Source organism: Bradyrhizobium sp. USDA 4532 (genome assembly GCF_024171315.1).
GTDB lineage: Bacteria > Pseudomonadota > Alphaproteobacteria > Rhizobiales > Xanthobacteraceae > Bradyrhizobium > Bradyrhizobium australafricanum.
Genome location: NZ_JALJZN010000001.1, coordinates 3,413,786 through 3,438,592, shown reverse-complemented (window position 1 = coordinate 3,438,592; position 24,807 = coordinate 3,413,786). Strand labels below are relative to the sequence as shown.

The window sequence follows — 24,807 nt, the reverse complement described above, 5'->3', positions numbered from 1 at the left end:
CGCCTTGGAACCGTTCGATTTGCACGGCGTCATTGCGGCAACGGCACGGCGCGCGTTGCCGCATTCGAGACAAACGAAGTTTGACTTGAGTGTGGACGTCTAACCTGAATGTGAAGGACAGCTGATATCTGCGCTTTTCGCCGCCTGAATTGCGTGTCACCATGACACTCATACGACGGGAGGGCCGCAATGCGCTGGTATGTCTCGATCGGAGCGGTGCTTGTCGCGGGCATGTTGGCCAGCGGCGATGTGGCCGGTGTTGCCGCGCCCGGCCCGGGAACCCAGCCCGGCCATCGCCTGGCTGAAAAGGAATCCACACCGAGCGTCGACATCGAGTTGATCATCGCGGTCGACGTTTCCTATTCGATGGACATGGACGAGCTCGCGATCCAGCGCGAGGGCTATGCGCAGGCGATCGTCTCCAAGGATTTCCTGCAGGCGCTGAAGGCCGGTCCGAACGGCAAGATCTCGATCACCTATTTCGAATGGGCCGCCTCCAACGATCAGAAGATCATCATCCCCTGGCGGGTGATCGACGGCCCTGAATCCGCCGATGCGGTCGCCGCCGAGATCATGAAGACGCCGGTGCGCCGCGCCTCGCGCACCTCGATCTCCGGCGCGATCTATTTCGCGATCCCGATGTTCGACGAGAATCCGCATCGCGGGCTGCGCCGCGTGATCGATATTTCCGGCGACGGGCCCAACAACAACGGCACGCCGATCACGCCCGCGCGCGATGCGGCGCTCGACAAGGGCATCGTCATCAACGGTCTGCCGATCATGGTGAAGGAACCGTCCTACTCGACGATGGATATCGAGAATCTCGACTATTACTACGAGGACTGCGTGATCGGCGGACCGGGCTCCTTCGTGGTGACGATCAAGGATCGTGAGAAGTTCAAGGAGGCGATCCGCACCAAGCTGCTGCTCGAAGTTGCCGGCCGCACCCCCGAGCGCCCCATCATGCGGGCCGCCGAGAAGGAGCCGCGGGTCAATTGCCTGATCGGCGAGAAGATCTGGCAGGACCGCTGGGGGCGGTAGCGATCATGTGGACCTCGTAGGATGGGTAGAGCGCAGCGAAACCCATCAATTCATGTCTATGGCGCGAATGATGGGTTTCGCTGCGCTCTACCCATCCTACGGTTCTAACTCGCCCTACAGATCTTCTGGAGCTCACTCTCTATCGCGCGCAGCATCTGCAACGCGGCGGCATGCTCGGTCGCACCGATCTGCCGCCAGACCTCTGCGGCGCGGCCAGCAAGGCCGCGAACCGTCACCGGAAAATTCGCGGCCTGCGCCAGTGCGCTCTTTTCGTTGATCAGATATTGCCCGTTCAGCGCAAACAGCACCTGTGCGAGGCAGGCCAGCGCGCGATAGGCGCAGCCGGCGACATGCGTGCCGTCGCCGCGCGGCAGAGCAAGCTCTGCATTCTCGATGCTGAACAGGACTTCCCATTGAAAGCGCCGGATCAGCGCATCGCGCAGGGCCGGCGGGTAGGGCACAGTCCTCGCCTTCAGCGCCGCGACGAGGCCGTCGGGATCGTGCAGCTGATGGCACAGCGCGACCTCGCCCATCCAGATCGCCGAGCAGAAGCCGTGCGAATGGCCCGGCTGGTAGTGCATGCTGATCTCGCCGTTCCGGCAAGCATCGATGACAGCAGAGACCTGATCGGTGCTGCGATAGAGCAGGTCGACCTTGCGGCCGCCGATCGTGAGCCAGGCACCGCCGACGATCCACGGTCCCCATTCGCCGACCGGCGTGACATGCGCAGCGGCGGGGTCGTCGACCAGACCCGTTACAGCTTCGCGCAGCCGATCGATATCCGGCGCGGCGCCATCCCGATAGTAGAGGCCGATATCGGTGTCGGAGGTGTCATGCGCCGTGCCGCGCGCCCGCGAGCCGCCGAGCACGATGGCGGCGACGCCCGGTACGGCGGCGATAACGGGGATGATGCGTGCGAGCAGCGGATCGTCGGACATGGAGTGCAGACTATAGCGAGACTTCCGGCGCTCAGCGATAGTCTCTGCGTCCTGTCAGCGCGCGAACCGCGCCACCAGCTCGACATGGGGGGTGTGGCGGAACTGATCGACCGGCGTGACGGCTGCGATCTTGTAGCCGCCGTCGATCAGGACTTTCGCGTCGCGCGCAAACGTCGCGGCGTTGCAGGACACCGCGACGATCACCGGCACCTTGCTCGCCGCCAGCTGGGTGACCTGCGCCTGCGCGCCCTGGCGGGGCGGGTCGAACACGACGGCGTCATAGTCGCGCAACTCCTGCGGCATCAGGGGACGGCGGAACAGGTCGCGCGCCTCGGCCTTGAGTGGCTTCAGCCCCGGCGTCGATTGCGCGGCCTTCTGCAGCGCGGTGATCGCACCCGTGTCGCTGTCGAAGGCGGCGATCCGCGCCTTCTCCGCGAGGCGCAGCGCAAACGGACCGACGCCGCAAAACAGGTCGGCGATATGCTTGGCGCGTCCGCAATGCTCGCGAACCAGCGCGGCCAGCGTCTCCTCGCCCTTGACGGTCGCCTGCAGGAACGAGCCGGGCGGCAGCACGACCTTCGCCTTTCCGATCGCAATCTCGGGAGAGGCACGCTGCAGCACCAGCTCGCCGTGGCGTGTCAGCCGCGCCAGCCGGTGCTTCTCCGCAACGCGCGACAAAGTGGTGATCAGGCTGGTCGGCAGCGCGCCGGAACCGCGCACGTCGATGTCGAGTCCGTTGACGGTTGCGGTGACCTGGATGTCGAGCGGCTTGCCGATCGCGATCAGCGGCTCGGCGGTGGCCCAGGCCGCCTCGATCGCGCCGTCGAGCGCAGGATCGAGGATCGGGCAGCGATCGACCGGGATGATGTCGTGCGAACCTGCCGCGGCGTAGCCGACCTTGAGGACGTCATGGGTGCCCATGCGCCCGTGCAGCGTGATGCGGCGACGGCCCGCGCCATGGGCATCGATCAGCGCTGCGACGTCCGCCGCAATCTTCGCCTGCGCCAGCGTCTCGACCACGATGTTGCGCTTCCAGGCGTGGTAGGGCGCATCGTTCCAGTGCTGGATCGCGCAGCCGCCGCAGACGCCGAAATGCGGACAGAACGGCGCGATGCGCTCGGGGCTTTCCTGCGCGATCCGCAGCAGCCGCCGCCGGTCGGGATGATTGCCCGGGACGTCGTCGACCTCGACCGTTTCGCCGGCCAGCGCATAAGGCACAAAGATCGATTGCGATCCCTCGATCGCGACGCCGTCGCCGCGGTGGCCGACATGGTCAATGGTGAGAAGCTCAGCCACGGCGCGCGCCGAGGAAGAATTCGATATTGCCGTCGCCGCCCGGGATCGAGGACGGGAACACCTGGATGTCGGTGCAGCCCAGCGAGGCGGCAAAGGCGGCGATGTCGTCGCAGATCTCCTGGTGCACCATCGCGTTGCGGATCACGCCGCGCTTGGAGTGTTTGCGCGCCGCCTCGAATTGCGGCTTGATCAGCGCCAAGAGATGCATCGGGGCGGCCGCCAGCGACAGCGCAACCGGCAGCACCAGCTTCAGCGAGATGAAGCTGACGTCGATCACCACGATGTCGGGCCGCGCCGGCAGGCGCTTGCCCTCGAAACTCCTGATGTCGGTCGCCTCCATGGAGACGATTTTCGGATGCCCCTGCAGCGAGGGATGCAGCTGGCCGTGGCCGACATCGATGGCGAACACGAGGCTCGCGCCATTGGCGAGCAGCACTTCGGTGAAGCCGCCGGTCGAGGCGCCGACATCGAGGCAGACATGGCCCTCGACGTCGATCGGATAGTGCTCGAGCGCGCCGGCGAGCTTGACGCCGCCGCGCGAGACATAGGGATGCGCCGGCTCGGCCGAGAGGGCCGCGCCCGGTGCGACGATCTCGGACGCCTTCGCGATCTGCCTGCCGTCGGCGGTGACGAGGCCGGCGTCGATGGCGGCGCGCGCTCGCGCCCGGCTTTCGAACAGGCCGCGTTCCACCAGCAGCACGTCGATGCGTTTGCCGGCGGATGCGTCGTTGTCGTTGTCGCCCGCTCTGGTCACTTCGCCGCCTGCCGGCGCTGCGCGGCAGCGAGCCGCACGCAGGCCTCGAAGGAGGTGAGGTCGTGCCATAGGTCGGCCGACGGCTCGCGCGGGGTCACCAGCGGGCTGCCGTGCAGGTCGAGCGCGTGCATCATCATCAGATTGTCCGGCAATCCAAACTCTTCCACCGTCAGCCCCTCCGCATCGATCAGGCGTCCGTCGGATGCCGGCACGACCTGGCTGAGCCGCGCCACGCGATTGGCGTAGGACGTGGGATCGTTGGAATAGGCGAGGCACAGTTTGCCGCGTCCCGCCATGTAGCCGAGTTCGTAAACCGTGCCTGCGTCGGCACTGGGGCCGCGAAACGGCGTCAAGTTGGCGATGATGGCGTCGGCAGACTCCATCATCGCCTCGTTGCTCTTGAAGATGGTGAGCGAGACGCCGGCGGCGGTGGGATCGATGCTGTTGTCGAGCGGATACAGCCCGGTCAGCCCGTGATAGGCGCAAACCTCCGCTTTGCGGCGGCCGATCTCCACGGCATCCGGCAGGAACACGTCAGGACCTGCCAGATAGATCTTCATGGACTTGCCGGGGCTGGTGCGTTTTCGAGCGACAACCTGGAGCTTCGGTTCTGATTCAATCAGAACCGAAAATGCTCCAGTGAGCGCCGCCCGTCACGATCAGGCGAGCTTGACGGTCTCGGCCTTGTAGTCCTTGCCGAGGGTTTCGAACACCTTGGCAACGATGCTCTTGGCGTCGAGACCGGCGCGGGCATACATCGCCGCCGGCGTGTCGTGGTCGAGGAACACGTCGGGCAGGATCATCGAGCGGAACTTGAGCATGCCGCTGTCGAGCATGGCGTTGTCCGACAGGAACTGCATGACATGCGAGCCAAAGCCGCCGATCGAGCCTTCCTCGATCGTGATCAGGATCTCATGGTCGCGGGCGAGCTTCATGATCATCTCTTCGTCGAGCGGCTTCATGAAACGCGCGTCGGCGATCGTGGCGGAAAGGCCGTGCGCGGCGAGCTCGTCGGCCGCCTTCTCGCACTCGGCGAGACGGGTGCCGAACGACAGCAGCGCGACCTTCTTGCCCTCACGGATGATGCGGCCCTTGCCGACCTCGAGGGCAACGCCGACTTCCGGCATCTCGATGCCGCGGCCTTCGCCGCGCGGATAGCGCAGCGCGCTCGGACGATCGTTGATCGCAACCTGCGTCGCCACCATGTGGACCAGTTCCGCCTCGTCGGCGGCGGCCATGATCACCATGTTCGGCAGACAGCCGAGATAAGCATTGTCGAACGAACCCGCGTGCGTCGCGCCGTCGGCGCCGACCAGGCCGGCGCGGTCGATCGCGAAGCGGACCGGAAGGCTCTGGATCGCGACGTCATGGACCACCTGGTCATAGCCGCGCTGCAGGAAGGTCGAATAGATCGCGCAGAACGGCTTGTAGCCTTCGGTGGCGAGGCCGGCGGCGAAGGTCACCGCGTGCTGTTCGGCAATGCCGACGTCGAAGGTGCGGTCCGGGAACGCCTTGTTGAAGATGTCGACGCCGGTGCCTGACGGCATCGCCGCGGTGATGGCGACGATCTTGTCGTCCTTCTCGGCTTCCTTGACGAGGCTCTGGCCGAACACGTTCTGGTAGGCCGGCGCATTCGGCTTGGCCTTGGCCTGGGTGCCGGTCGCGACGTCGAACTTGACCACGGCGTGGTACTTGTCGGCGGAGGCTTCGGCCGGGCCGTAGCCCTTGCCCTTCTGGGTCACGACGTGAACCAGGATCGGGCCGGTCTCCATGTCGCGGACGTTCTTCAGCACCGGCAGCAGATGGTCGAGATTGTGACCGTCGATCGGGCCGACATAGTAGAAGCCGAGTTCCTCGAACAGCGTGCCGCCGTCCATCATGAAGCCGCGGGAATATTCCTCTACGCGGTTGGCGCGGTTGGCGAGGATCTTCGGCAGGCGCTTGTTGATCTGCTTGGCGGCCTCGCGCAGCGAGCGGTAGGTCTTGCCGGAGTACAGGCGCGACAGATAGGCGCTCATCGCGCCGACGGGCGGCGCGATCGACATGTCGTTGTCGTTGAGGATCACGATCAGGCGCGAGTTCATCGCGCCGGCGTTGTTCATCGCCTCATAGGCCATGCCCGCCGACATCGCGCCGTCACCGATCACGGCGATAACGTTGTTCTTGCCGCCGGAGAGATCGCGCGCCACGGCCATGCCAAGGCCGGCCGAGATCGAGGTCGAGGAGTGCGCGGCGCCGAACGGATCGTAGTCGCTTTCGGTGCGCTTGGTGAAGCCGGAGAGACCACCGCCGGTGCGCAGCGTGCGGATGCGGTCGCGGCGTCCGGTCAGGATCTTGTGCGGGTAGGCCTGGTGGCCGACGTCCCAGATCAGGCGGTCGCGCGGGGTGTCGAAGATGTAGTGGATGGCGGTGGTCAGTTCGACCACGCCGAGGCCGGCGCCGAAATGGCCGCCGGTCACCGACACCGCGTCGATGGTTTCCTGGCGCAGCTCGTCGGCAACCTGCTGCACCTGCTCGACCTTCAGCTTGCGCAGGTCATCCGGCGTGTGAATAGTGTCAAGAAGCGGCGTCTTACTAAATGTGGTCACAGCGAATTTCCAATTTTTGCCTGTCGGAACGAACCGCCCGACGCGAGATGGGATGGCGCGCACACCGCGCAGCGAATGCCAGACACTGGGTGCCGCCCCGGCAGGCCGGTGCCTGGTTGTAAGCCTAGATTCACTCCGGATTGGACCACGTGATATGCATCACCTTGGTCGCTCTTCACCCGTCCCGGTTCAGTTTTGTCGAACCATTTGAGATGCATGCCGCCCGAAAAGTCGGGCTGCCCGCCACTCTCAAATGCCCATAGAACTGGAAGCATTACACCAAAGCCGCCGCCAAAGCCAACCCGATAGGGGCCGCAAGGTTCCTATGCGGCGCGCCGAAAAACCTAGTCTTTTCAATAGTCGGGTGGGAGCTGGGTTCCAATTCGCCTAATTTGGCGGCAGCCGGCCGGGCCGGCTCGGCCTGATTCGCAGCCGTACCCGACCCCGCGGGTAGCCCCGGAGGTTTACGGGTGGCTGGAAATGCACAGCAACAATTGCCCGCCGTGGCGGACATCGCGCCGCACGATCGACGTGGTCGGTAGCGCTACTGCACGTCGAGCGGCTCGGTGCCGGTCGGCTGGCCCGAGGCGTCGGTGGTGATCTTGTCGACGCGGGCTTCGGCCTGACGCAGCAATTCCTCGCAGCGCCGCTTCAGCGCCTCGCCGCGCTCGTAGATCGCGACCGATTCCTCAAGCGGGACCTTGCCGTCCTCGAGCCGCTTGACGATCGATTCGAGTTCCTCGATCGCGCGTTCAAAGGAGAGCTTCTTCACGTCGGCTTGGGTATTCTCGGCCATTCTTGCGTTCCCGATTGCGTGGATCAGATCGCAACCTGATCTTGTCGTCCAAACATGACCTGTCGCAGGCCATGCTCGCCCCGGCGCAGAATCAATCGAATTTTTGCGGGCGTATTGTGGCGGGGATTTACCCGTCCATCAATGCGGTGACGTGAGATGCCACCGACTCTTTCAGGCCCTGCAGGTCGTAGCCGCCTTCCAGGACGGAGACGACGCGGCCGCCGGCGCTCTTGTCGGCGAGATCCATCAGCTTGCGCGTGACCCAGCCGAAATCCTCGCCCGTCAGGTTGATCGAGGCCAAGGGATCGCGGTGATGCGCGTCGAAGCCCGCCGAAATGACGATAAGTTCGGGGGAGAACTTCTCCAGCTGCGGCAGGATCAGGTTCTCGAAAGCGGAGCGGAACTTGGCGCCGCCGTCGCCGGGCGCCAGCGGCGCGTTGACGACAGTGTCGTGCTCGCCACGCTCGCCGGCGGCCCCAGTGCCGGGGAACAGCGGCATCTGGTGCGTCGAGCAATACATCACGGTCGGGTCGGCCCAGAAGATATCCTGCGTGCCGTTGCCGTGATGGACGTCGAAATCGATGATTGCGGCGCGCTTGATGCCGTATTTGCGCTGCGCGTGGCGGGCAGCGATCGCGGCATTGTCGAAGAAGCAGAAGCCCATCGGCGTCGATTTCTCGGCGTGGTGACCGGGCGGGCGCACCGCGACGAACGCGTTTTGATGCTTGCCCTCCATCACCGCATCGGCGGCGGCCACCGCGCCGCCGACGCCGCGCATCACCGCTTCCCAGGTGCCCGGCGACATCGAGGTGTCGCCGTCGATATAGATCATGCCGGAGGTCGGCGCGATGTGGCGGAGTTCGCCGACATAGTGCTCACCGTGACAGAGCAGCACGGTGTCGAGGTCGCCTTCCGGCGCGGAATCGCGCACCAGCGCCTTGAAGCGATCCTCGCCGAGCACCTCGGCGACCGCCCGCAGCCGGTCGGGGCGTTCGGGATGTCCGGGAGGGGTCAGGTGGTCGAGACAGGCGGAATGCGTCAGAAGCAGTGTCATGCAGATTCCCGGCGCAATCGATGCGCGTGCGAGGACGCATGATCCGGAAAAGTGCGCGGCGGTTTTCCGACCAAGATCATGCAAGAGCAGGCCCTAATCTAGGCCGTTAGCGGCGTTCCGGAAAGGGCCGACATCATCCCTGTTCCCGTCCTTCCAAAGCCGGGGTGTTTTCCGCGTCATTGCCAGCGGAGCGAAGCAATCCATGCCGTCGCATGCTCGGAGACAATGGATTGGTTCGCTCCGTTCGTAATGACGTGAGGAGCTGCGTACGCCACCCCTAGACCTCGCTCAATTGATCCGCTCGATCCGCTTGCCTGCCGTTGGGCCTACCGGGCTGTTGGCCTTGAAGTAGGCATAGAGCGCATCGACGTCGTAGATGCCGAACTGCTGCGCGGTTCCTTGCTTGAATACCGTGAAGCCGTCGCCGCCCTCGGCGAGATAATTGTTCACGGTGACGCGGTAGCTCGCGGCCGGGTCGATCGGCTTGCCGTCCAGCGACATCCGTGCGGCAATGATGCGCGCGCCATCGGGCTTGCTCGCATCCCACGCATAGGAGAACCCCTTCGAGACCTGGAGGGCGCGCGGCCGCTTCGGATCGGCCCATTGCTGCTCCAGTGCGTCCTTGAGCTGCTTGCCGGTCAGCGTCATCGTCACGAGCTGGTTGCGGAACGGCTGGCTTGCGAAGATATCGGCATAGGTCACCGCGCCGTCCTCGCGCTTGACGATGTCGGTGCGCACGCCGCCGGGATTGGTGAAGGCGATCAGCGCGCCGCCATTCGGCTCGGCGCTAGTTGCAAGCAGCTGTGCATCGGCGACGATGTCGCCGAGCGGGCTCTCGCCGGTTTCGGCAGGTGTACGCGACAGCGTTTCGGTGACCGAGCCTGCCGCGCGGCTCGCGATCGGCGCGGCCAGCCGGTCGTAGGATTCCAGCAGCGCGCTCTGCTCGGGATCCTTGGCCGTGCCGGCGATCCGCACGATGGTGTTGGCGGCCCTGGCGCTGATCACGTCATGGCTGTTCGGATCAAGCTGAAGGTCGATCGCGGTGACCAGGGTGCCGTATTTGTCGCCGGAGGTGACGAGCCGTCCGTCGATCTCGCAGACATAGGCCTGGTGGGTGTGGCCGGAGACCACGACGTCGACCGCGCGATCGAACTTCTTGACGATGTCGACAATCGGCCCGGAGATCCCTGGACATTCATTATAGTCGCCGGTCGGAAAGCCGCCTTCGTGGATCAGCACCACGATCGCCTCGACGCCCTTCGCCTTCAGCTCGGGGACCAGCGCATTGACGGTCTCGGCCTCGTCGCGAAAGTCGAGGCTCGCGACGCCGGCCGGCGACACCAGGTTCGGGGTGTTCTTCAGCGTCAGCCCGATGAAGGCCACTGCAATGCCGTCGAATTGCTTGATCTCGTAGGGCGGAAACACCGGCTTGCCGGTCGCCTTCTCGATCGTGGAGGCGGCGAGATAGCGGAATTTGGCTCCTGTGAACGGGTGCGGCCCCTGGCATTTGTCGATCGGATGGCAGCCGCCATTCTGCATCCGCAGCAGCTCGTCCTTGCCCTCGTCGAATTCGTGATTGCCGACCGAGGAGATCGCAAGCCCCATCAGCGAGAGCGACTCGATGGTCGGCTCGTCATGAAACATCGCCGACAGGAACGGGCTTGCGCCGATCAGGTCGCCGGCCGCAACGAAGATGTTGTTCTTATGGCCCTCGCGCAGCTGCTTGACGACGGTGGCCATCCGCTCGGCGCCGCCGGCGGGCTCCATGATCTTCCTGGTCGCGTCAGCGGGGTCGGTGATGCGGATGCCGCCCGGCGGCGGCCGCAGATAGCCGTGGAAATCGTTGATCGCGAGAATGCGCAGGCTCACCGGCTCCGCGGCCTGCGCCGGGCAGGGGTTTGCTGCGGCCAGTCCGAACGCGCAGAGCGCGGCGAGAGGGGAAAGGCGGGGCTGTCTCATGACCTGTCCATGGAGCACGGGATCATGGCGCCGCGCCACTACAATTTTGCGACGCTTCGTTTCAATCCTTCGGGCGAGCCATGAATGCCTTGAACGCCTCGACTGCTTCCTCGGAGCGCATCCGTTCGCTGAACAGATGGTTCTCCTGCTCGATGCGGCGGGTGACGTCCTCCGGCGGCAGCCGGATCAGGCGCCGCGAGATCGCCACCGCCTCGGCCGGCAGCGCGCAGATCTCGCGCGCCACCTTGTGCGCCTCCACCTCGGCATGTCCCGGCGCCACCACGGTATTGACGAAGCCGGCGACGCGGGCGTCGTCGGCCGACATGGTGCGGCCCATCACCAGCATCGCGAAGGCACGCTGGTGGCCCATCATGCGCGGCATCAACAGGCTCGAGGCGCCTTCCGGCACGAGGCCGAAATTCGAGAACGGCGTCGAGAACAGCGCGGTCTTGCTGGCGAGCACATAGTCGCAGTGAAACAGCATGGTGGTGCCGATGCCCATCGCGACGCCGTCGACGGCGGCGATGATCGGCTTCACATTGTGGGCCAGCGAATACAGGAATTTGACGAGGTCGGAGGCCGGCGGCGTCTCACCGGTCGAGGTGCCCTGCGCGAGCAGGTCCTCGATGTCGTTGCCCGCGGTGAACACGCCGGAGCCGCCGGTGATGATCAGGCAGCGGATCTTCGGATTGTTCTGCGCCTTGTCGATCGCGTCGCTGATCGCGCGAAACATCTCCTGGGTGATCGCGTTCTTCTTCTCGGGCCTGCGCAGCCGGATCACGCGCGTGGCGGCTTCGTCGGTCACTATGACATGCGCGGTCATCGAGCGGTCCCAGGGTCGGCCGGCATCGTCGCCGGCGGAGGTCGTACCCGCTATCCTACATGATCCGGTGCAAGCCCCAAGAGGTCCAGCGTGTTCCGGGCCGCTTTTCCCTGTGGGCGAGCATGAGAACGGCGCAATGCAGATAAATCTTGCGATTCCGGGCAGGGGACGTTGGTCGTAGGCGCGGAGGCGCACGGCGATGCTGCCTTCCGCCCGCGCCACGATGGCGCCGATGCTGCCCGCCCGCCGCGCCCGTAGCGCTCGCGACGAGTTTAACTTCCCCGCGAGAAACATTCCGCTGTTCGCAGCATTCCCCCTTTGCTGACAGGCCGAGCAGACCTCGACACGTCGTTGTCGTGGTTCCGCGTCCGGCTGACTTGAGGAGAGCAGCGGCATGCAGATCTCCGGACGTTTGGAACTATCGCGGCGCCATCTGTTGATTGTTGGAGCCGCCTCGCTTGCGGCGTCGTCGATCGCGACGCCTCCGCCTGCGGCCGCCCAATCTGCCCCGACCGGAGCGCCCGTGATGACGAGAGTATCCTTTGACGTGAACGGCGAAACCCACCAGCTCGAGCTCGACACCAGGACCACGCTGCTCGATGCCCTGCGCGAGCACCTGCATCTGACCGGCACCAAGAAGGGCTGCGACCACGGCCAATGCGGCGCCTGCACGGTGATTGTCGACGGCCGGCGGATCAATTCCTGCCTGACGCTCGCCGTGATGCATCAGGGCGACGAGATCACGACGATCGAGGGGCTCGGCACGCCGGACGGGCTGCATCCGCTGCAGGCGGCATTCGTCGAGCATGATGGCTATCAGTGCGGCTATTGCACGCCCGGCCAGATCTGCTCGGCGGTCGCCGTGCTTGCCGAGGTCAAGGCCGGCATCCCGAGCCATGTCACGGCGGATCTGAATGCGCCGCTGCGACTGACCAATGCCGAGCTCCGCGAGCGCATGAGCGGCAATATCTGCCGCTGCGGCGCCTATTCCAACATCGCCGAGGCGATCAGCGAGGTCGCCGGGAGGAGCGCATGAGATCATTCAGCTATGAGCGCGCCGCCTCGCCGGGCGCGGCGGCCGCAGCCGCCGCCGGCACCGCGAACGCCAAGTTCATCGCCGGCGGCACCAATCTGCTCGACCTGATGAAGCTCGAGATCGAGACGCCGGCGCATCTGATCGACGTCAACGACCTGGCGCTCGACCGCATCGAGGAGACCGCGGACGGCGGCTTGCGGATCGGCGCGCTGGTGCGCAACACCGATCTCGCCGCCGATATACGCGTGCGGCGCGACTACGGCGTGCTGTCGCGCGCGCTGCTCGCCGGTGCCTCCGGCCAATTACGCAACAAGGCGACGACCGCGGGCAATCTGCTGCAGCGGACGCGCTGTCCTTATTTCTACGACACCAATCTGCCCTGCAACAAGCGCAAGCCCGGCAGCGGCTGCGCCGCGATCGGCGGCTTCAGCCGCCAGCATGCGGTGGTCGGTGTGAGCGACGCCTGCATCGCGACCCATCCGAGCGACATGGCGGTGGCGATGCGCGCGCTCGACGCCGTCGTCGAGACGGTGCGGCCCGACGGCACCACGCGCAGCATCCCGATCGCCGAGCTGCATCGTCTGCCCGGCGACAGCCCCGAGATCGAAACCAGCCTGGTGTCGGGCGAGCTGATCACCGCGGTGGTGCTGCCGAAACCGGTCGGCGGCGCGCAGGCCTATCGCAAGGTGCGCGACCGCGCCTCTTATGCCTTTGCGCTGGTCTCGGTTGCCGCGATCGTGCAGCGCGACGGCACCGGCCGCGTCGCGCTCGGCGGCGTGGCGCACAAGCCGTGGCGCGTCGAGGCGGCGGAGGCGGAATTGCCTGCTGGCGCCAAGGCCGTCACCGCGCGCCTGTTCGCCGATGCGAAGCCGACCAAGGACAATGCGTACAAGCTGCCGCTCGCCGAGCGAACGCTGGCGGCGGTGCTGCGCGAGGCCAGGGCTTGAGATCCAAGGCTTAAGATCCAAGGCTTAAGATGAGGGCCTGATATCATGCGTTTTGAACATCCCGCCACCTTCAATCCGATCGACCAACTCAAGGTGATCGGCCACCCGACCAGCCGGATCGAGGGACCGCTGAAGACCACCGGCACCGCGCCTTACGCCTATGAGCGGCATGACGTCGCGGCTAACCAGGCCTATGGCTACGTGGTCGGTTCGGCGATCGGCAAGGGGCGGATCGGTTCGATCGATCTCGAGGCGGCGAAGGCTGCGCCGGGCGTGCTCACCATCGTCACAGCGGACAATGCCGGCAAGCTTGGCAAAGGAGAGCGCAATGCGGCGCCGCTGCTCGGCGGGCCGGAGATCGCGCATTATCACCAGGCCGTCGCCGTCGTCGTCGCCGGGACCTTCGAGCAGGCACGGGCCGCGGCGCAGCTGGTCCGGATCGACTACGTCAAGGGCGACGGCAAGTTCGATCTCGCCGCGGAGCGGGACAAGGGCGTCACGCCGCACCCGTCATTCGGCGGCCCGGCCGATACCGCCGTCGGCGATTTCGCCGCCGCCTTCGCTGGTGCGCCCGTGCAGCTCGATGCCACCTACACCACGCCCGATCAGGGCCACGCGATGATGGAGCCGCATGCTTCGATCGCGGCCTGGGACGGCGACAAGCTCACGGTTTGGACTTCCAACCAGATGATCGCCTGGGGCGCTGAGGATATGGCGAAGACGCTTGGCATCGCCAAGGAGAATGTCCGTCTGGTGTCGCCCTATATCGGCGGCGGCTTCGGCGGCAAGCTGTTCCTGCGCGCCGAGGTATTGCTCGCCGCGCTCGGCGCCCGCGCGGCCGGCCGACCGGTCAAAGTCGCGCTGCAACGTCCGCTGATGTTCAACAACACGACGCACCGTCCGGCGACGATCCAGCGCATCCGCATCGGCGCCGAGCGCGACGGCAAGATCACGGCGATCGGCCACGAAAGCTGGTCTGGCAACGTCAAGGACGGCGAGCCCGAGATGGCGGTGAGCCAGACGCGGCTGCTTTATGCCGGCGCCAGCCGGATGACGGCGACGCGGCTTGCGGCGCTCGATCTGCCGGAGGGCAATGCGATGCGCGCGCCCGGAGAAGCCTCCGGCATGATGGCGCTCGAGATCGCGATCGACGAACTCGCCGAGAAGCTCGGCATCGACCCGGTCGTGCTGCGCATCAGCAACGACACCCAGGTCGACCCCGAGCATCCGGAGCGGCACTTTTCGCAGCGGCAACTGGTGCAGTGCCTGAGCGATGGCGCGGCGCGGTTCGGTTGGGACAAGCGCAATCCGAAACCCGGCGCCGTCCGTGACGGGCGCTGGCTGGTGGGAATGGGCGTCGCCGCGGCGTTCCGCAACAATCTCGTGACCAAGTCGGCGGCACGCGTTCGTCTCGACCAGAACGGCATCGTGACCGTCGAGACCGACATGACCGACATCGGCACCGGCTCCTACACCATCATCGCGCAGACCGCGGCCGAGATGATGGGCGTGCCGCTCGAGAAGGTCGCGGTGCGGCTCGGCGATTCCGACTTCCCGGTGTCCTGCGGCTCGGGCGGGCAGTGGGGCGGCAACAATTCCACCGCCGGCGTCTATGCCGCCTGCACCAAGCTGCGCGAGGCCATTACGCAGAAGCTCGGCTTCAATTCCGAGGAGGCGGTTTTTGCCGACGGCGTGGTCCGCTCCGGCAATCGCAGCGTGCCGCTGGCGCAGGCCGCCGGCGGCGGCGACCTCGTGGCGGAGGATGCCATCGAATACGGCGATCTCGCGAAAACCTACCAGCAGTCGACCTTCGGCGCGCATTTCGTCGAGGTCGGCGTCGACGCCGACACGGCTGAAATCCGGGTGCGGCGGATGCTTGCGGTCTGCGCGGCGGGCCGCATCCTCAATCCGAAGGCGGCGCGCAGCCAAGTGATCGGCGCGATGACCATGGGTGTCGGCGCGGCGCTGATGGAAGATCTCGTCGTCGACAGGCGTCATGGCCTGTTCATCAATCACGACCTTGCTGCCTATGAGGTGCCGGTCCATGCCGACATCCCGCATCAGGAGATGATCTTCCTCGACGAGATCGATCCGATCTCATCGCCGATGAAGGCCAAGGGCGTCGCCGAACTCGGCATCTGCGGCGTCGCCGCCGCGGTCGCCAATGCGGTCCACAATGCGACCGGCGTGCGGGTGCGCGACTATCCGATCACGCTCGACAAGTTGCTGGCAGGGATGCCGGAGCCGGCGTAGCGCGGGACGCTTCACCTCGCCCCGCAAGCGGGTGAAGAACGGGGAGAGGGAGCACAGCGGAGTCGGGGGCGCTGTTCTACCTAAACGCTCTAACCGCGACCGACGAACGAGCCGATGCCCCGGCCGATCGCGGCGCCGTGCTGAAACAGCGCGCCGAGGTGATCGCCGGGCACCGACATCGCATCGAGGCCGTTCTCCGCGGCGAAGCGCTGCATCGGCGCATGCGGCCCGTCGTCCTGTCCGTTCCAAAGCAGCACCGGCACGCGCGAGGACAGCACCGCGTCCTTGGCGCCATCGACCTGTCCGAGCGCATTGAAGCAGGCGCGCACGCCGCCTTCGAGATCCGGCGTCACCCATTCGGCGAGCTCCGGCACCGTGCGGCGGGCAAAGGTGATGAAGGCACCATAGGTCAGCGGGCCGGCGTTGCCGCGCGGCAGTCCGGTGAGAAAGTCCCAGCCGCCGATCGCCAGCGACGCCAGCCGTGCCGGGAAAAACCGGGCGACACCGACCGCGACCCAGCCGCCCATCGAATGTCCCACCACGTGGGCGCGCTCGTCGCCGAGATCGTCGATCACGGCGACGATGTCGCCGGCACGCTGCGCCTGATTATAGAGCGCCGGATCGGCGGGCTTGTCGCTCAGGCCATGTCCGAGCGAATCGACGCAGACGACGCGAAAGCGATCGGCAAGCGCGTCGACCACGCCGCATTGTTTCCAGCTCGCGGCGTCGAGCAAGAGACCGTGCTGCAGCACGATCAGCGGCCCGGATCCCTCGACGGTGTAATGGATACGCTGGCCCCGGTGATTGGCGAATGGCATCGGATAGAGTTCCCCACGTTTTACCAGAGGTGAGCGTGGAGGCGCCGGGTTTCAAGACCTCGTTCCGGATCAGGAATCGCATCGCCGATGGCGGGCGGAACCATCAGCCGCCCCACACGGTGGCTTCGCTCCAGCCGAGATCCCTGAACTCGGCTGCCCGGAGCGGGGCTTCGCCGGCGGCGAAGAATTCGTCGAGCTGCGGCGGCTTCACCGTGGTCTCCGAGAGCATCGCATGGGCCTGGCCGCGATGATGAATCTGGTGCTGGAACAGATGCATCAAGAGGCGGTCGCGCCGCTCGGTCTGCACGCTCGTGTCGCGATTGATCTTCACCACATCATCGAGCCGCTCAGCCGTCAGCGCATCGCAGTGCACGATCAGCTGCTGATCGATCGCGCGCTGGGCGTCTTTCAGCGCGGCGACTGACGGGTAGGGCACCTCGTTGGCCCACGCCTTCGGCCCGAGCCAGCCGCCCTCGAGCGCATCAATGTAGAAGAGATCGATGACATGAATGTGGTTGAGCGTCGCCTGCAGGCTCGGGAAGAACCCGGTCCGCGCGGCGGCGAACTCCGCCTGGCTGAGACCGGCGCAGGCCGTGAGCAGGCGGTGATTGGCCCAGGCATTATTGTACGCAAAAGCGCGAAAGGTCTGAACGAGGCCTGCTTGCATATCGGTCCTCACTGGATTGACTGTTTCAGGCAGGTGCACCGGCCGACCCGCGACAGTGATCGTGGTGCTTGCGTTGGTGACTTGATCCTCGCATAGCTAATCCATCGTGGTGCACTTCATCCGAAGGCGGGAGCAGATGCAACTGGCAAAGAACGTGATCGACGTCGGCCTTTCCTTCAACGATCTCGAACCGATGCTGCGGTTCTGGCAGCAGGAGGCCGGACTTCGCTTCGATCATGTGCAGCCGATCCGCCGCGGGCAGAAGCAGTACCGGCACGACGCGCAAGGTTCGGTCATCAAGCTCAACCATCATGTCGAGCCGCTGCCGGATGCGGCGCCGAGCGGCTATCGCGAACTGATCATTGCGCGCGCGGGCGTCGACGCACCGCAACGCATGGCCGACCCCGACGGCAACAGCGTTTGCCTGGTTGCGCCCGGACATGACGGCATCACCCAGATCGCCGTCACGATGGCGGTGCGCGACCTTGCCGCGCATCGCAGGTTCTACGGCGACATCCTCGGCTTCACCGAGCAGTCATGGTCTGATGGTCCGGCGTTTCGCCTCGGCGACAGTCTGATCCTGCTCAGGGAAGATCGCGCCGCAACCATCGATCCGGTTCGGGGTGCGCGCGGCTGGCGCTACATCACGCTGCAGGTCGCCGACATCGACGCCGTGCATGACGAGTTGCGCGCCAAGGGCGTGCGGGAAGGCCTTGCGCCGGTGACGCTCGGCGAGGTCGCGCGGATCTCCATGATCCTCGATCCCGATGGCAACTGGATCGAACTGTCCCGCCGCGCATCGATCGTTGGAAGCCTGTCCAACCGCTAGGCAGCAAATTTTCTGGCCGCCCGGTCGGCACCGATGATATGATTCTGCGAATGCATCCAATTTGATGATCGCTTTATGCAGTCGATTTTCGGGCCGCGGCGGGTTCATCGATCGATTTTGCCAACGGCTATCGGCTCGGCTTGCCTGCTGCTGTTCGTCCCCGTCGCAAACGCCCAACCTCCCGGCAATCCAGCGGTAACGCCCTCCGCGCAGCGCGCAGAGCTGGCGCAGGCACAAACATCGCAAACAGAAACGTCTCGTCCGGATAGCAACGCCGGAGTGCGCAACGCTGAGGCCGATCGGTCGGCGTCCGATCAGCAATCGTCATCCGTTCCGTCGCCGGCGCCGACAGCTTTGCGTCCAAAGCTCGATGGGCCGCAGCAGTACTGCAAGGCGTTGGAGGAGGCTGCATTGGAGAACGGCTTGCCGCCGGATTTCTTCGTCCGGCTGATCTGGCAGGAAAGCAATTTCGATCCCAACTCGGTCAGTTCGGCCGGTGCCCAGGGGATCGCCCAGTTCATGCCCGGTACTGCGCGGTGGCGCGGTCTGGCCGACCCGTTCGAGCCATTGCCTGCCTTGCAGGAATCCGCGCGCTGGCTCCGCGAACTGCGCGCGCAGTTCGGCAATCTCGGCCTTGCGGCGGCCGCCTATAATGGTGGCCCGCGGCGCGTTCAGGATTGGTTGGCGGGGCGTGGAAACCTGCCGGGCGAAACGCGCGCCTATGTCAGGATCATCACCGGCAAGTCCGCCGAGGAATGGGCGCAGGGTTCGCTTGAGGATCGGGTCCACACCGACGCGGCCATGGCCTGCGGTGACATCGTGCGCGGCATGCTCGTTCGGGCGCTTCCCGCGGGCCCAAGAGAGTCTGTGACAATCGCGCAGCAAGCTGCGTGGGGGCCCTGGGGACTTCAATTGGCCGGCGGCCCGTCGCAATCGCGCGTACTCGCCGACTACCAGCAACTTCAGAAACGATTTGCATCCGTGCTCGGCGATCGCGCACCGCTCGTTCTGAGATCGCGCATGGCCGGGCCAGGCTCGGCCACCTGGTATCTGCTCCGGGTCGCCGAGACGACCCGTGAGCGAGCTAGTCAGCTGTGCGCCCGGTTGGAGGCAGTCGGCGGGCGCTGCCTGGTGTTTCGGAATTAGGTGGCGCACGTTGCAGGTCGCAGCGACCGACGGCGTGATGAGGGCTAATTGGCGACGGAGCCCTCGACCGCAAATGTGTGGTACCTCGCGTATTTCTCGCCGACCGCCCGAACCTGCACGTAGGCCGGATCGTGTCGCCAGGCCCAAAGCGCCTCCATGCTCGGATACATGTAGATGACGACGCGCTTGGGTGGATCTCCATCGACGGCAACGACCTGCGAACCGGTTGCCGCCGCGCCGGCAGCCGCGATCAGCTTGCCGCCATGCGCCTTGATGATCTCCTTCGCCTTCGGGAGATATTCCCTGGCATAACCATCGGGGTCGGTGACCTCGATTTGGCCGATCAGATAGGCGGGCGGCCTGGCTTCGCCATGCAGTGCTTCGGTGCCAAGAGCGCCGATAGCGGTACAACTCAACATGACCAGAGCCATCTTGCCTCCAGCGTTCATGTGAGCTTCCTCCGATGCCAGTGCCGATGCCGTAAGCCGTAGCCTGACAGGACTCTTCACGAGGCTTCGAAATACGTCCAATACATATATTTTCTCGAATCTTATGCTCGAATGGTATAAGCGGGCATGAACCTTCAACAGGCCCTCACGTTCTTGACGGTGGCCGAGCTCGGCACCGTCTCAAAGGCCGCATTGCGGTTGCGTGTCGCGCAACCCGCCCTGTCCAGGCAAATCATCGGTCTCGAACGGGAGCTCGGCTTGCAGCTCTTCGACCGCGTCGGGCGCCGGCTTCTATTGACTGGCGAAGGCGAGCAGTTGATTGCGGGCTGCCGTCTGCTGCTCAACAGCGTCAATTCGCTGAAAGAGCAGGCTCAGCTGCTTCGCCAAGGAGATACCGGGGTCTTGAGGATCGCCGGCTCGCCGCAACACATCGAGAGCGTGCTGTCAGATTTTCTCCACCGGTACGCGGAGCGATATCCCAGGGTCGAGATCAGGATCAGGGAGGGGACGGGCAGCGAGATATTGGCGATGCTGGAACGCGGGGAAGTTCACCTCGGCCAAAATTTGCTGCACGCCGTCAGACTGAACGAGCAGCACTTCGGCAGCCTTCCGCTTGGATCCGTACAGTTACTGGCTGCTTGTCATCCGTCGATGCCGCTTGGTCCCCGTTGCACAATCGAGATCGCTGACCTCGCCGAACTTCCGTTGCTGCTGCTGGACAGCGGGTTCGGATTTCGGCGTGCTTTCGATGCGGCAAGCCGTATGGCGGGGCTGAAACCGAAGATCACGTTCGAGAGTCGCAGTCCGCACACCTTGCTGGCACTGGCCGAGGCGGGGCACGGCGTCGCGATCGTTCCCTCCCAGCTTCAGTGCTGGCGCTACGAATTAAGGATTGTTGGTCTCACGCACAGGCGCCGCGTGTTGCAGGAGCCTCTGACCATCTCATGGGACAAGCGGCGTCCGTTGCCTCGTTTCGCGACCGATTACTGTGCAATGCTGGCAGCGCATATGCGGGAGACGTTTCCGATCACGCGCCCGACGGAACCGGCAGCGGCAAAAGCAAGTGTTCAGACGCGCGCCAAGCGAGTTCCACGCAAGGCGAAAAGTTCGGGCGGTTGAATATCGCGATTTGCGTCCGCGTCACCGATCACCGAGTTGCGCGGCGGCGCAAGCCCTTACGCGAAACATGGTTCGGTTTATCGGAACGGCAGCTCGGTGAAGCTCCGCTCGCCCCCATCGACGGCGCTTCCGAGCTTGCCCTAGCGGATTAAGTGTGTATGCTTGCAGCGTTCGATTTGCCGTTGTGCCTTGTTGAATGGTCAAAGCGGCCCTTTTCCAAAGAACATCGTCGGTTGAAGGATGATGCGGAACCAGGCGCGAATTCACGTGCGTCCGCTTTGGAGAAGACAAATGCCTACAGGTACTGTGAAGTGGTTCAATGGCCAGAAGGGCTTCGGTTTCATTCAGCCCGATGATGGCACGAATGACGTGTTCGTTCACATCAGCGCTGTCGAGCGGGCCGGACTTGGCGGTCTCGCCGAGGGCCAGAAGCTGTCGTTCGAACTCAAGGTCGACAAGATGCGTGGCAAGACCAGCGCCGAAGATCTTCGGCTGGCTTGAATCGATCTGTTATTCCACGGATGTACTGGGATGACAGCCGCGGCCCGCTCGATCCTCTGATGGGTTGAGCGGGTCTCGCTGCTTTTCAAAGGGCTCATTCGCTCATGGCCAAGAAGCCGGAAGAACTCTCTGCCGAGCGCCTGGCCAAGGCCCAACGCCAGCGGCTTGCCGCCGAGGCCGGTGCGCAGGCAATCGCTGAAGTCGAGCGCGATGCGATCGCCGTGCGCAAGAACATGGTGCGTCTGCGGGCTCTCCGTGAAGCGCGTGACGCCGAGGCGGCCGCCGCGCAGGCTGGCTCTGCACCCGCTGGCACGGCATCTGTGGCTGCCAAGAGAACCAAACGGGTCAAGCGCATCGTGCGTTAAGCCGCGCAATCACGCACGTCGAGTCCGTCGCTGATACGTTGCTGAAGCGGACCTGTTGTTTCGCGGCCTCGGCCGCCAGTTCAGGCCGCGAAGCCAGGCCGTGGCCCGAACTATTTGGGACGATCGGCTTCCTTCCTGTTCGCCGCCTTCGTCTGATCCTGATGTAGTCAGTGATATCGCCGGCCGCATCACGCAGATCCTGTTCCGTCAGGCCTTGCTGTCCCGCCATCTCGATGCACCGGCGCGCCAACTCGGCAACGTCCTGCGAGGCACCCGGCGTTCCATATTGCTCGGCAGCGTGGACGCTGTTTTCAATCCAGAAATCAAGGAACTCTCTCGCTTTTGCGGTCATGACTCACCCGGACGGCTCGCGCGCCACTGTCCTCACCGGCCACATTCCCCGGTCTTCGCAGGAACAATCGAGAGCCGGGGTAAATTACCATGCCGATGACGCGCTATTATTTCGATCTTCGTGACGGCGGCGGCCTGGCGATCGACGAAGAGGGCATGGAGATGTCCAACTTCGGTGCGGTTCAGGAGGAGGCTGCGCGCGCCTTGGCCGACGTCATTCGGGATTCCTTTCGCGGTCACAATTTCCATCAGATTGCCATCGAGGTCCGGGACGGCGACGGGCCCCGTGCTTGAGGTGGCTATCGCTTGGCGCAGTTGCCGGCTGGATTCTTGAGTTTGGGTGCGCAGCGCGGCAGTTAGCACCTTGTGATACCCAGACTGAGACTGACCTGAAACAGCGGCCCTTCGTCCGTCCGGACCTCAAACGCCAGCAGCCTGTGTTTATCCAAAGGCAGGTTCTCCTTGGCTATGCTGAGCAATGACTGCATCGCTTCGTGCGCGGCAGTTTCCTCGTCGCGTAGCTCGATGCCCTGTTTGTCGGCATAGAGTTGCTCGCCGTTGCGGATATCGAAATAGAAGCGGGTTGCCATCTTCGGCTCCCTTTGGTGGCGGGAGCTGCCCAGGCTCTCAGGTGCCGGCGCTCAACAGTCGTCCGGCAGCGCCGTACTCTGCGCCTGTTGGAGCGAATTTGCTACTCGGCAACGATGGAGATTTTTGGGGAACCGCTTTTCGCGTTCGCGGTCAAGCCGCCATCGCCGTTCAGCCATGATCTCGCCGTGGCTGAACCGTCGGATATAATTCTCACGGTCTGCGATTGTGTCTTGCATAGCTGAGATGAGTGCATAACTGTACTAGATCGACTGGCCTTGAGCCTTGTAGATCGGTCCCAGGACCTTTTTCCAAAGACATCGTCGGATGAAAGCGAGGACGCGTGCTTGTAGCACCGCGGCTGAAGCTTCCGCGACGTTGTCGGTCGGCTGCCGTTCCACGGATGTACTGGAATGGCAGTGCGGCCCGCTCTGTCATTGATAGAGCGGGCTCTGGTCTTGTTCATTCAAAGTGCGTTGTACCGCGAGAGAGGTGATCCGTTGCAAGTTCTTGTCAGGGACAACAACATCGACCAGGCGCTTCGAGTTCTAAAGAAGAGGTTGCAGCGCGAGGGCGTCTTTAGAGAGATGAAGCGCCGCAGATCGTTCGAAAAGCCATCGGAAAAAAGGGCTCGAGAGAAATCCGAGGCCGTGCGGCGAGCCCGCAAGCTTGCCCGCAAGCAAGCGATACGGGATGGATTGATCGCGGCGCCTCCGCGGAAACCCAAATTCCCGGCGTCCAAACCTTCGGCGCCAAGGCAATCACCACAATCGCCACAGCAAGCAGGCAGCACACGGGAGACCTAGCCCGTACCGATCCTGCTGGAAGGATCGTGCAAGATGACGCAGCGATCTTATCGAGGCAACGGATGCCTCCAGGAACGTCTCTCCGATGAGATCTGTCGTCGGCGAGCCGTGGATCGGGATATTCGGTCGAGGCACGACGATCAACGGCGACGTGCGCAGAACTTGGCCGGCACGGCCATCAACGCAATGGCAGATCATTCCGCCAGCCAGTTCGATCAGGCCGCGCGCAAGCGTGACTTGCTCGACGGCCCGGAGGAATTTCGCGCGTTTCGCGCGGATCGCTGACGAAACGTATGATTCGGCGGTAGACGCAAAACTCGATGTCGTCCCGGGCAAGCGAAGCGCTACCCGGGACCCATAACCACAAGTGCCGATTGGTTTGCAACGCTGGAGCCACAGCTCGTTTCAAAACGGAAGGCTGTGGTTATGGGTCCCTGCTTTCGCACTAGTGCATCTACACGTTTGTCGGGCCATTTGCGAGGATTTGGAAGCGGGCCATTCCGGTGTGGAAGGTGATTGGTCCAGGTGGACGGTGGGAGGCGTAGCCGGTCCATCCGCCGAGTTTTGCGATGATCCATGCCGCCCAAGCAAGGGTGTTGGGGCGATGGTGGTTTTTCTGAAGCTCGGTGCGACCTTTCATGGTTTTGTTGATGGCCCTGAGCGTCTCGATCTCTTCTGCGGTGAAGACAAATTCAGCCGGCAATTCTTCGCCACTGTTGCGGGCCTGAACGAGTTGAATGACGATACATGCCGCTCTGATGGCGACCGCCACGAGCTTGATCAGGCCTTCGGCGCTCTCGATCTGACTATCCTCGATGCGCAAACCCTGGCTCTTCAGCGAGCGAAAGAGTTGCTCAATGATCCAGCGCTGGCGGTACCAGGAGACGATCTGCCAGGCGTCTTTAACGGTGGCGACCGGATGAGTGGTCAGGAGCAGCCAGCGAATGGGCTCCGCACCTCTCGGCGGATGCAACTCGACCACTTCTACGAAGCTGAGTTTGATGCCCTCCGCCAAGTCGGTGACGCCGGGCCTCTGCGGCCGCTTGAGCACGACGGTTCCGAAGCGCATCGAGAGATGGGCCTGCCGGCCGCGCCGATCCATTCGCTGCGGCAGATCGATCACCGCGTTGTCGCAGAAGCGGCTCCGCTCGACCGCCTGATAAAGTGTGTCGCCATCGACCAGCGCATGGTCGTGCATGGCACGCGACAGAAGATGGACATTCTCAGCTGGCGTCAGCGCCCAGTGAGCAAAGAAATCCCCCTCGCGGTCGTTGACGACGGTGATCATGCGGGCATCTGCCAGGACGTCGCGGCCTTGCTCGGCGGCCGTCACCCAGCGCGCCGACTCCTTGTCGGCCAAGGCGCGCCGCTCATGCGGGATTTTTACCTTGCCTTTGCGCGTCCAAACGTTGCCGCCAGTAAGGCCAAGACAGACCCCGCTGTCGGCATCCACCGCCATCATCGCATGCAACAGCACGCCGCGAGCATTGCCCTTGCCGACTTTGCCCAGCCCGCGCCGCCGTCCCGCCTGGGTCTGGAACTTGACCTCGCTCGTATCCTGGATCGCCAGCACATGACGCCCGCTGACCGCAGTCCGCGTCTGCGTGCTCCAGCCCTCAATCAATTTATCGATCGTGACTTGGGGGTTGTTCACAAACCGCCAGAACGCCATATTGGCAGCCC

At 64.4% G+C, this 24,807-nt stretch carries 27 protein-coding genes; 12 read left to right on the top strand and 15 right to left on the bottom strand.

Annotated elements, in window-relative coordinates; translation table 11 throughout:
- The first annotated feature begins 189 nt into the window (after window positions 1-189).
- Window positions 190-1,041, top strand: a complete 852-nt coding sequence (locus J2R76_RS16255; protein ID WP_253624179.1) for a DUF1194 domain-containing protein — start codon at window positions 190-192, stop codon at window positions 1,039-1,041.
- Window positions 1,042-1,145: 104 nt separating this feature from the next.
- Here the strand turns inward: J2R76_RS16255 and J2R76_RS16250 are convergent, their stop codons facing one another.
- The 9 genes from J2R76_RS16250 to J2R76_RS16210 form a co-directional block, all read right to left on the bottom strand.
- Window positions 1,146-1,979, bottom strand: coding sequence for a nucleotidyltransferase domain-containing protein (locus tag J2R76_RS16250; RefSeq protein WP_253624178.1), 834 nt, complete (start codon window positions 1,977-1,979; stop codon window positions 1,146-1,148).
- A 54-nt stretch (window positions 1,980-2,033) separates the two neighbouring features.
- Window positions 2,034-3,275 (bottom strand): methyltransferase, encoded by a 1,242-nt coding sequence (locus J2R76_RS16245; protein ID WP_253624177.1) that lies wholly within the window; start codon window positions 3,273-3,275, stop codon window positions 2,034-2,036.
- Complete coding sequence (locus J2R76_RS16240; protein WP_057015216.1) at window positions 3,268-4,029, bottom strand: TlyA family RNA methyltransferase; 762 nt, start codon at window positions 4,027-4,029, stop codon at window positions 3,268-3,270. Before J2R76_RS16240 ends, J2R76_RS16245 begins: the two co-directional genes overlap by 8 nt.
- Entirely contained in the window at window positions 4,026-4,589 is a 564-nt protein-coding gene (locus J2R76_RS16235; protein WP_057015217.1) for a nucleoside 2-deoxyribosyltransferase, read from the bottom strand. Before J2R76_RS16235 ends, J2R76_RS16240 begins: the two co-directional genes overlap by 4 nt.
- 99 nt (window positions 4,590-4,688) lie before the next feature.
- Window positions 4,689-6,617: a 1-deoxy-D-xylulose-5-phosphate synthase gene (gene dxs / locus J2R76_RS16230; protein ID WP_050387827.1), complete on the bottom strand. Its 1,929-nt coding sequence runs from the start codon at window positions 6,615-6,617 to the stop codon at window positions 4,689-4,691.
- Window positions 6,618-7,161: 544 nt separating this feature from the next.
- On the bottom strand, window positions 7,162-7,413 hold the full coding sequence (locus J2R76_RS16225; protein WP_028334494.1) for an exodeoxyribonuclease VII small subunit: 252 nt from the start codon (window positions 7,411-7,413) through the stop codon (window positions 7,162-7,164).
- Between the two features lie 127 nt (window positions 7,414-7,540).
- Complete coding sequence (locus J2R76_RS16220; protein ID WP_057015218.1) at window positions 7,541-8,467, bottom strand: histone deacetylase family protein; 927 nt, start codon at window positions 8,465-8,467, stop codon at window positions 7,541-7,543.
- A 288-nt stretch (window positions 8,468-8,755) separates the two neighbouring features.
- Complete coding sequence (locus J2R76_RS16215) at window positions 8,756-10,426, bottom strand: bifunctional UDP-sugar hydrolase/5'-nucleotidase (protein ID WP_253624176.1); 1,671 nt, start codon at window positions 10,424-10,426, stop codon at window positions 8,756-8,758.
- Between the two features lie 61 nt (window positions 10,427-10,487).
- Window positions 10,488-11,249 (bottom strand): crotonase/enoyl-CoA hydratase family protein, encoded by a 762-nt coding sequence (locus J2R76_RS16210; RefSeq protein WP_050387826.1) that lies wholly within the window; start codon window positions 11,247-11,249, stop codon window positions 10,488-10,490.
- A gap of 394 nt (window positions 11,250-11,643) precedes the next feature.
- On the opposite strand from J2R76_RS16210, the gene paoA reads away from it, so the two are divergent.
- The 3 genes from paoA to paoC are packed head-to-tail and all read left to right on the top strand — an operon-like array spanning window position 11,644 to window position 15,485.
- Window positions 11,644-12,285, top strand: a complete 642-nt coding sequence (gene paoA, locus J2R76_RS16205; protein ID WP_057015220.1) for an aldehyde dehydrogenase iron-sulfur subunit PaoA — start codon at window positions 11,644-11,646, stop codon at window positions 12,283-12,285.
- On the top strand, window positions 12,282-13,232 hold the full coding sequence (locus J2R76_RS16200; RefSeq protein ID WP_229191169.1) for a xanthine dehydrogenase family protein subunit M: 951 nt from the start codon (window positions 12,282-12,284) through the stop codon (window positions 13,230-13,232). Before paoA ends, J2R76_RS16200 begins: the two co-directional genes overlap by 4 nt.
- Before the next feature lie 45 nt (window positions 13,233-13,277).
- Entirely contained in the window at window positions 13,278-15,485 is a 2,208-nt protein-coding gene (gene paoC / locus J2R76_RS16195) for an aldehyde oxidoreductase molybdenum-binding subunit PaoC (RefSeq protein ID WP_253624175.1), read from the top strand.
- An 89-nt stretch (window positions 15,486-15,574) separates the two neighbouring features.
- Here paoC and J2R76_RS16190 read toward each other — a convergent pair whose 3' ends face one another.
- Together J2R76_RS16190 and J2R76_RS16185 are read right to left on the bottom strand one after the other, a co-directional pair.
- On the bottom strand, window positions 15,575-16,303 hold the full coding sequence (locus J2R76_RS16190; RefSeq protein ID WP_028334486.1) for an alpha/beta fold hydrolase: 729 nt from the start codon (window positions 16,301-16,303) through the stop codon (window positions 15,575-15,577).
- Between the two features lie 103 nt (window positions 16,304-16,406).
- Window positions 16,407-16,970 (bottom strand): DinB family protein, encoded by a 564-nt coding sequence (locus J2R76_RS16185; protein ID WP_253624174.1) that lies wholly within the window; start codon window positions 16,968-16,970, stop codon window positions 16,407-16,409.
- A gap of 136 nt (window positions 16,971-17,106) precedes the next feature.
- On the opposite strand from J2R76_RS16185, the gene J2R76_RS16180 reads away from it, so the two are divergent.
- Window positions 17,107-17,799, top strand: a complete 693-nt coding sequence (locus J2R76_RS16180; protein WP_057015224.1) for a VOC family protein — start codon at window positions 17,107-17,109, stop codon at window positions 17,797-17,799.
- Between the two features lie 75 nt (window positions 17,800-17,874).
- Window positions 17,875-18,945 carry a lytic transglycosylase domain-containing protein gene (locus J2R76_RS16175; protein WP_253624173.1) on the top strand — a complete coding sequence of 357 codons (1,071 nt, stop codon included), beginning with the start codon at window positions 17,875-17,877 and terminating at the stop codon, window positions 18,943-18,945.
- 44 nt (window positions 18,946-18,989) lie between these two features.
- Here J2R76_RS16175 and J2R76_RS16170 read toward each other — a convergent pair whose 3' ends face one another.
- Window positions 18,990-19,394, bottom strand: a complete 405-nt coding sequence (locus tag J2R76_RS16170) for a DUF1330 domain-containing protein (protein ID WP_253624172.1) — start codon at window positions 19,392-19,394, stop codon at window positions 18,990-18,992.
- Window positions 19,395-19,520: 126 nt separating this feature from the next.
- On the opposite strand from J2R76_RS16170, the gene J2R76_RS16165 reads away from it, so the two are divergent.
- From J2R76_RS16165 to J2R76_RS16155, 3 genes are all read left to right on the top strand, one after another.
- Window positions 19,521-20,513, top strand: coding sequence for a LysR family transcriptional regulator (locus J2R76_RS16165; RefSeq protein ID WP_057015227.1), 993 nt, complete (start codon window positions 19,521-19,523; stop codon window positions 20,511-20,513).
- 291 nt (window positions 20,514-20,804) lie between these two features.
- Window positions 20,805-21,014: a cold-shock protein gene (locus J2R76_RS16160; protein ID WP_028339489.1), complete on the top strand. Its 210-nt coding sequence runs from the start codon at window positions 20,805-20,807 to the stop codon at window positions 21,012-21,014.
- 104 nt (window positions 21,015-21,118) lie between these two features.
- On the top strand, window positions 21,119-21,379 hold the full coding sequence (locus tag J2R76_RS16155; protein WP_057015228.1) for a hypothetical protein: 261 nt from the start codon (window positions 21,119-21,121) through the stop codon (window positions 21,377-21,379).
- Here the strand turns inward: J2R76_RS16155 and J2R76_RS16150 are convergent.
- Complete coding sequence (locus tag J2R76_RS16150; RefSeq protein ID WP_253624171.1) at window positions 21,360-21,731, bottom strand: hypothetical protein; 372 nt, start codon at window positions 21,729-21,731, stop codon at window positions 21,360-21,362. The genes J2R76_RS16155 and J2R76_RS16150 overlap by 20 nt on opposite strands.
- Window positions 21,732-21,820: 89 nt before the next feature.
- Here J2R76_RS16150 and J2R76_RS16145 point away from each other — a divergent pair, with 89 nt between their 5' ends.
- The gene (locus J2R76_RS16145) at window positions 21,821-22,024 is read left to right on the top strand and encodes a DUF6894 family protein (RefSeq protein WP_253624170.1); all 204 of its coding nucleotides are present in this window, start codon (window positions 21,821-21,823) and stop codon (window positions 22,022-22,024) included.
- A 62-nt stretch (window positions 22,025-22,086) separates the two neighbouring features.
- Here the strand turns inward: J2R76_RS16145 and J2R76_RS16140 are convergent, their stop codons facing one another.
- On the bottom strand, window positions 22,087-22,320 hold the full coding sequence (locus J2R76_RS16140; RefSeq protein WP_057015230.1) for a DUF6894 family protein: 234 nt from the start codon (window positions 22,318-22,320) through the stop codon (window positions 22,087-22,089).
- A gap of 498 nt (window positions 22,321-22,818) precedes the next feature.
- Between J2R76_RS16140 and rpsU the strand changes: the two genes are divergently transcribed.
- Window positions 22,819-23,124 (top strand): 30S ribosomal protein S21, encoded by a 306-nt coding sequence (gene rpsU / locus J2R76_RS16135; RefSeq protein WP_076829105.1) that lies wholly within the window; start codon window positions 22,819-22,821, stop codon window positions 23,122-23,124.
- Between the two features lie 162 nt (window positions 23,125-23,286).
- Entirely contained in the window at window positions 23,287-23,409 is a 123-nt protein-coding gene (locus tag J2R76_RS40640; protein ID WP_256520744.1) for a hypothetical protein, read from the top strand.
- A gap of 169 nt (window positions 23,410-23,578) precedes the next feature.
- Here J2R76_RS40640 and J2R76_RS16130 read toward each other — a convergent pair whose 3' ends face one another.
- On the bottom strand, window positions 23,579-24,796 hold the full coding sequence (locus J2R76_RS16130) for an IS4 family transposase (RefSeq protein ID WP_253624169.1): 1,218 nt from the start codon (window positions 24,794-24,796) through the stop codon (window positions 23,579-23,581).
- Between the last annotated feature and the right edge of the window lie 11 nt (window positions 24,797-24,807).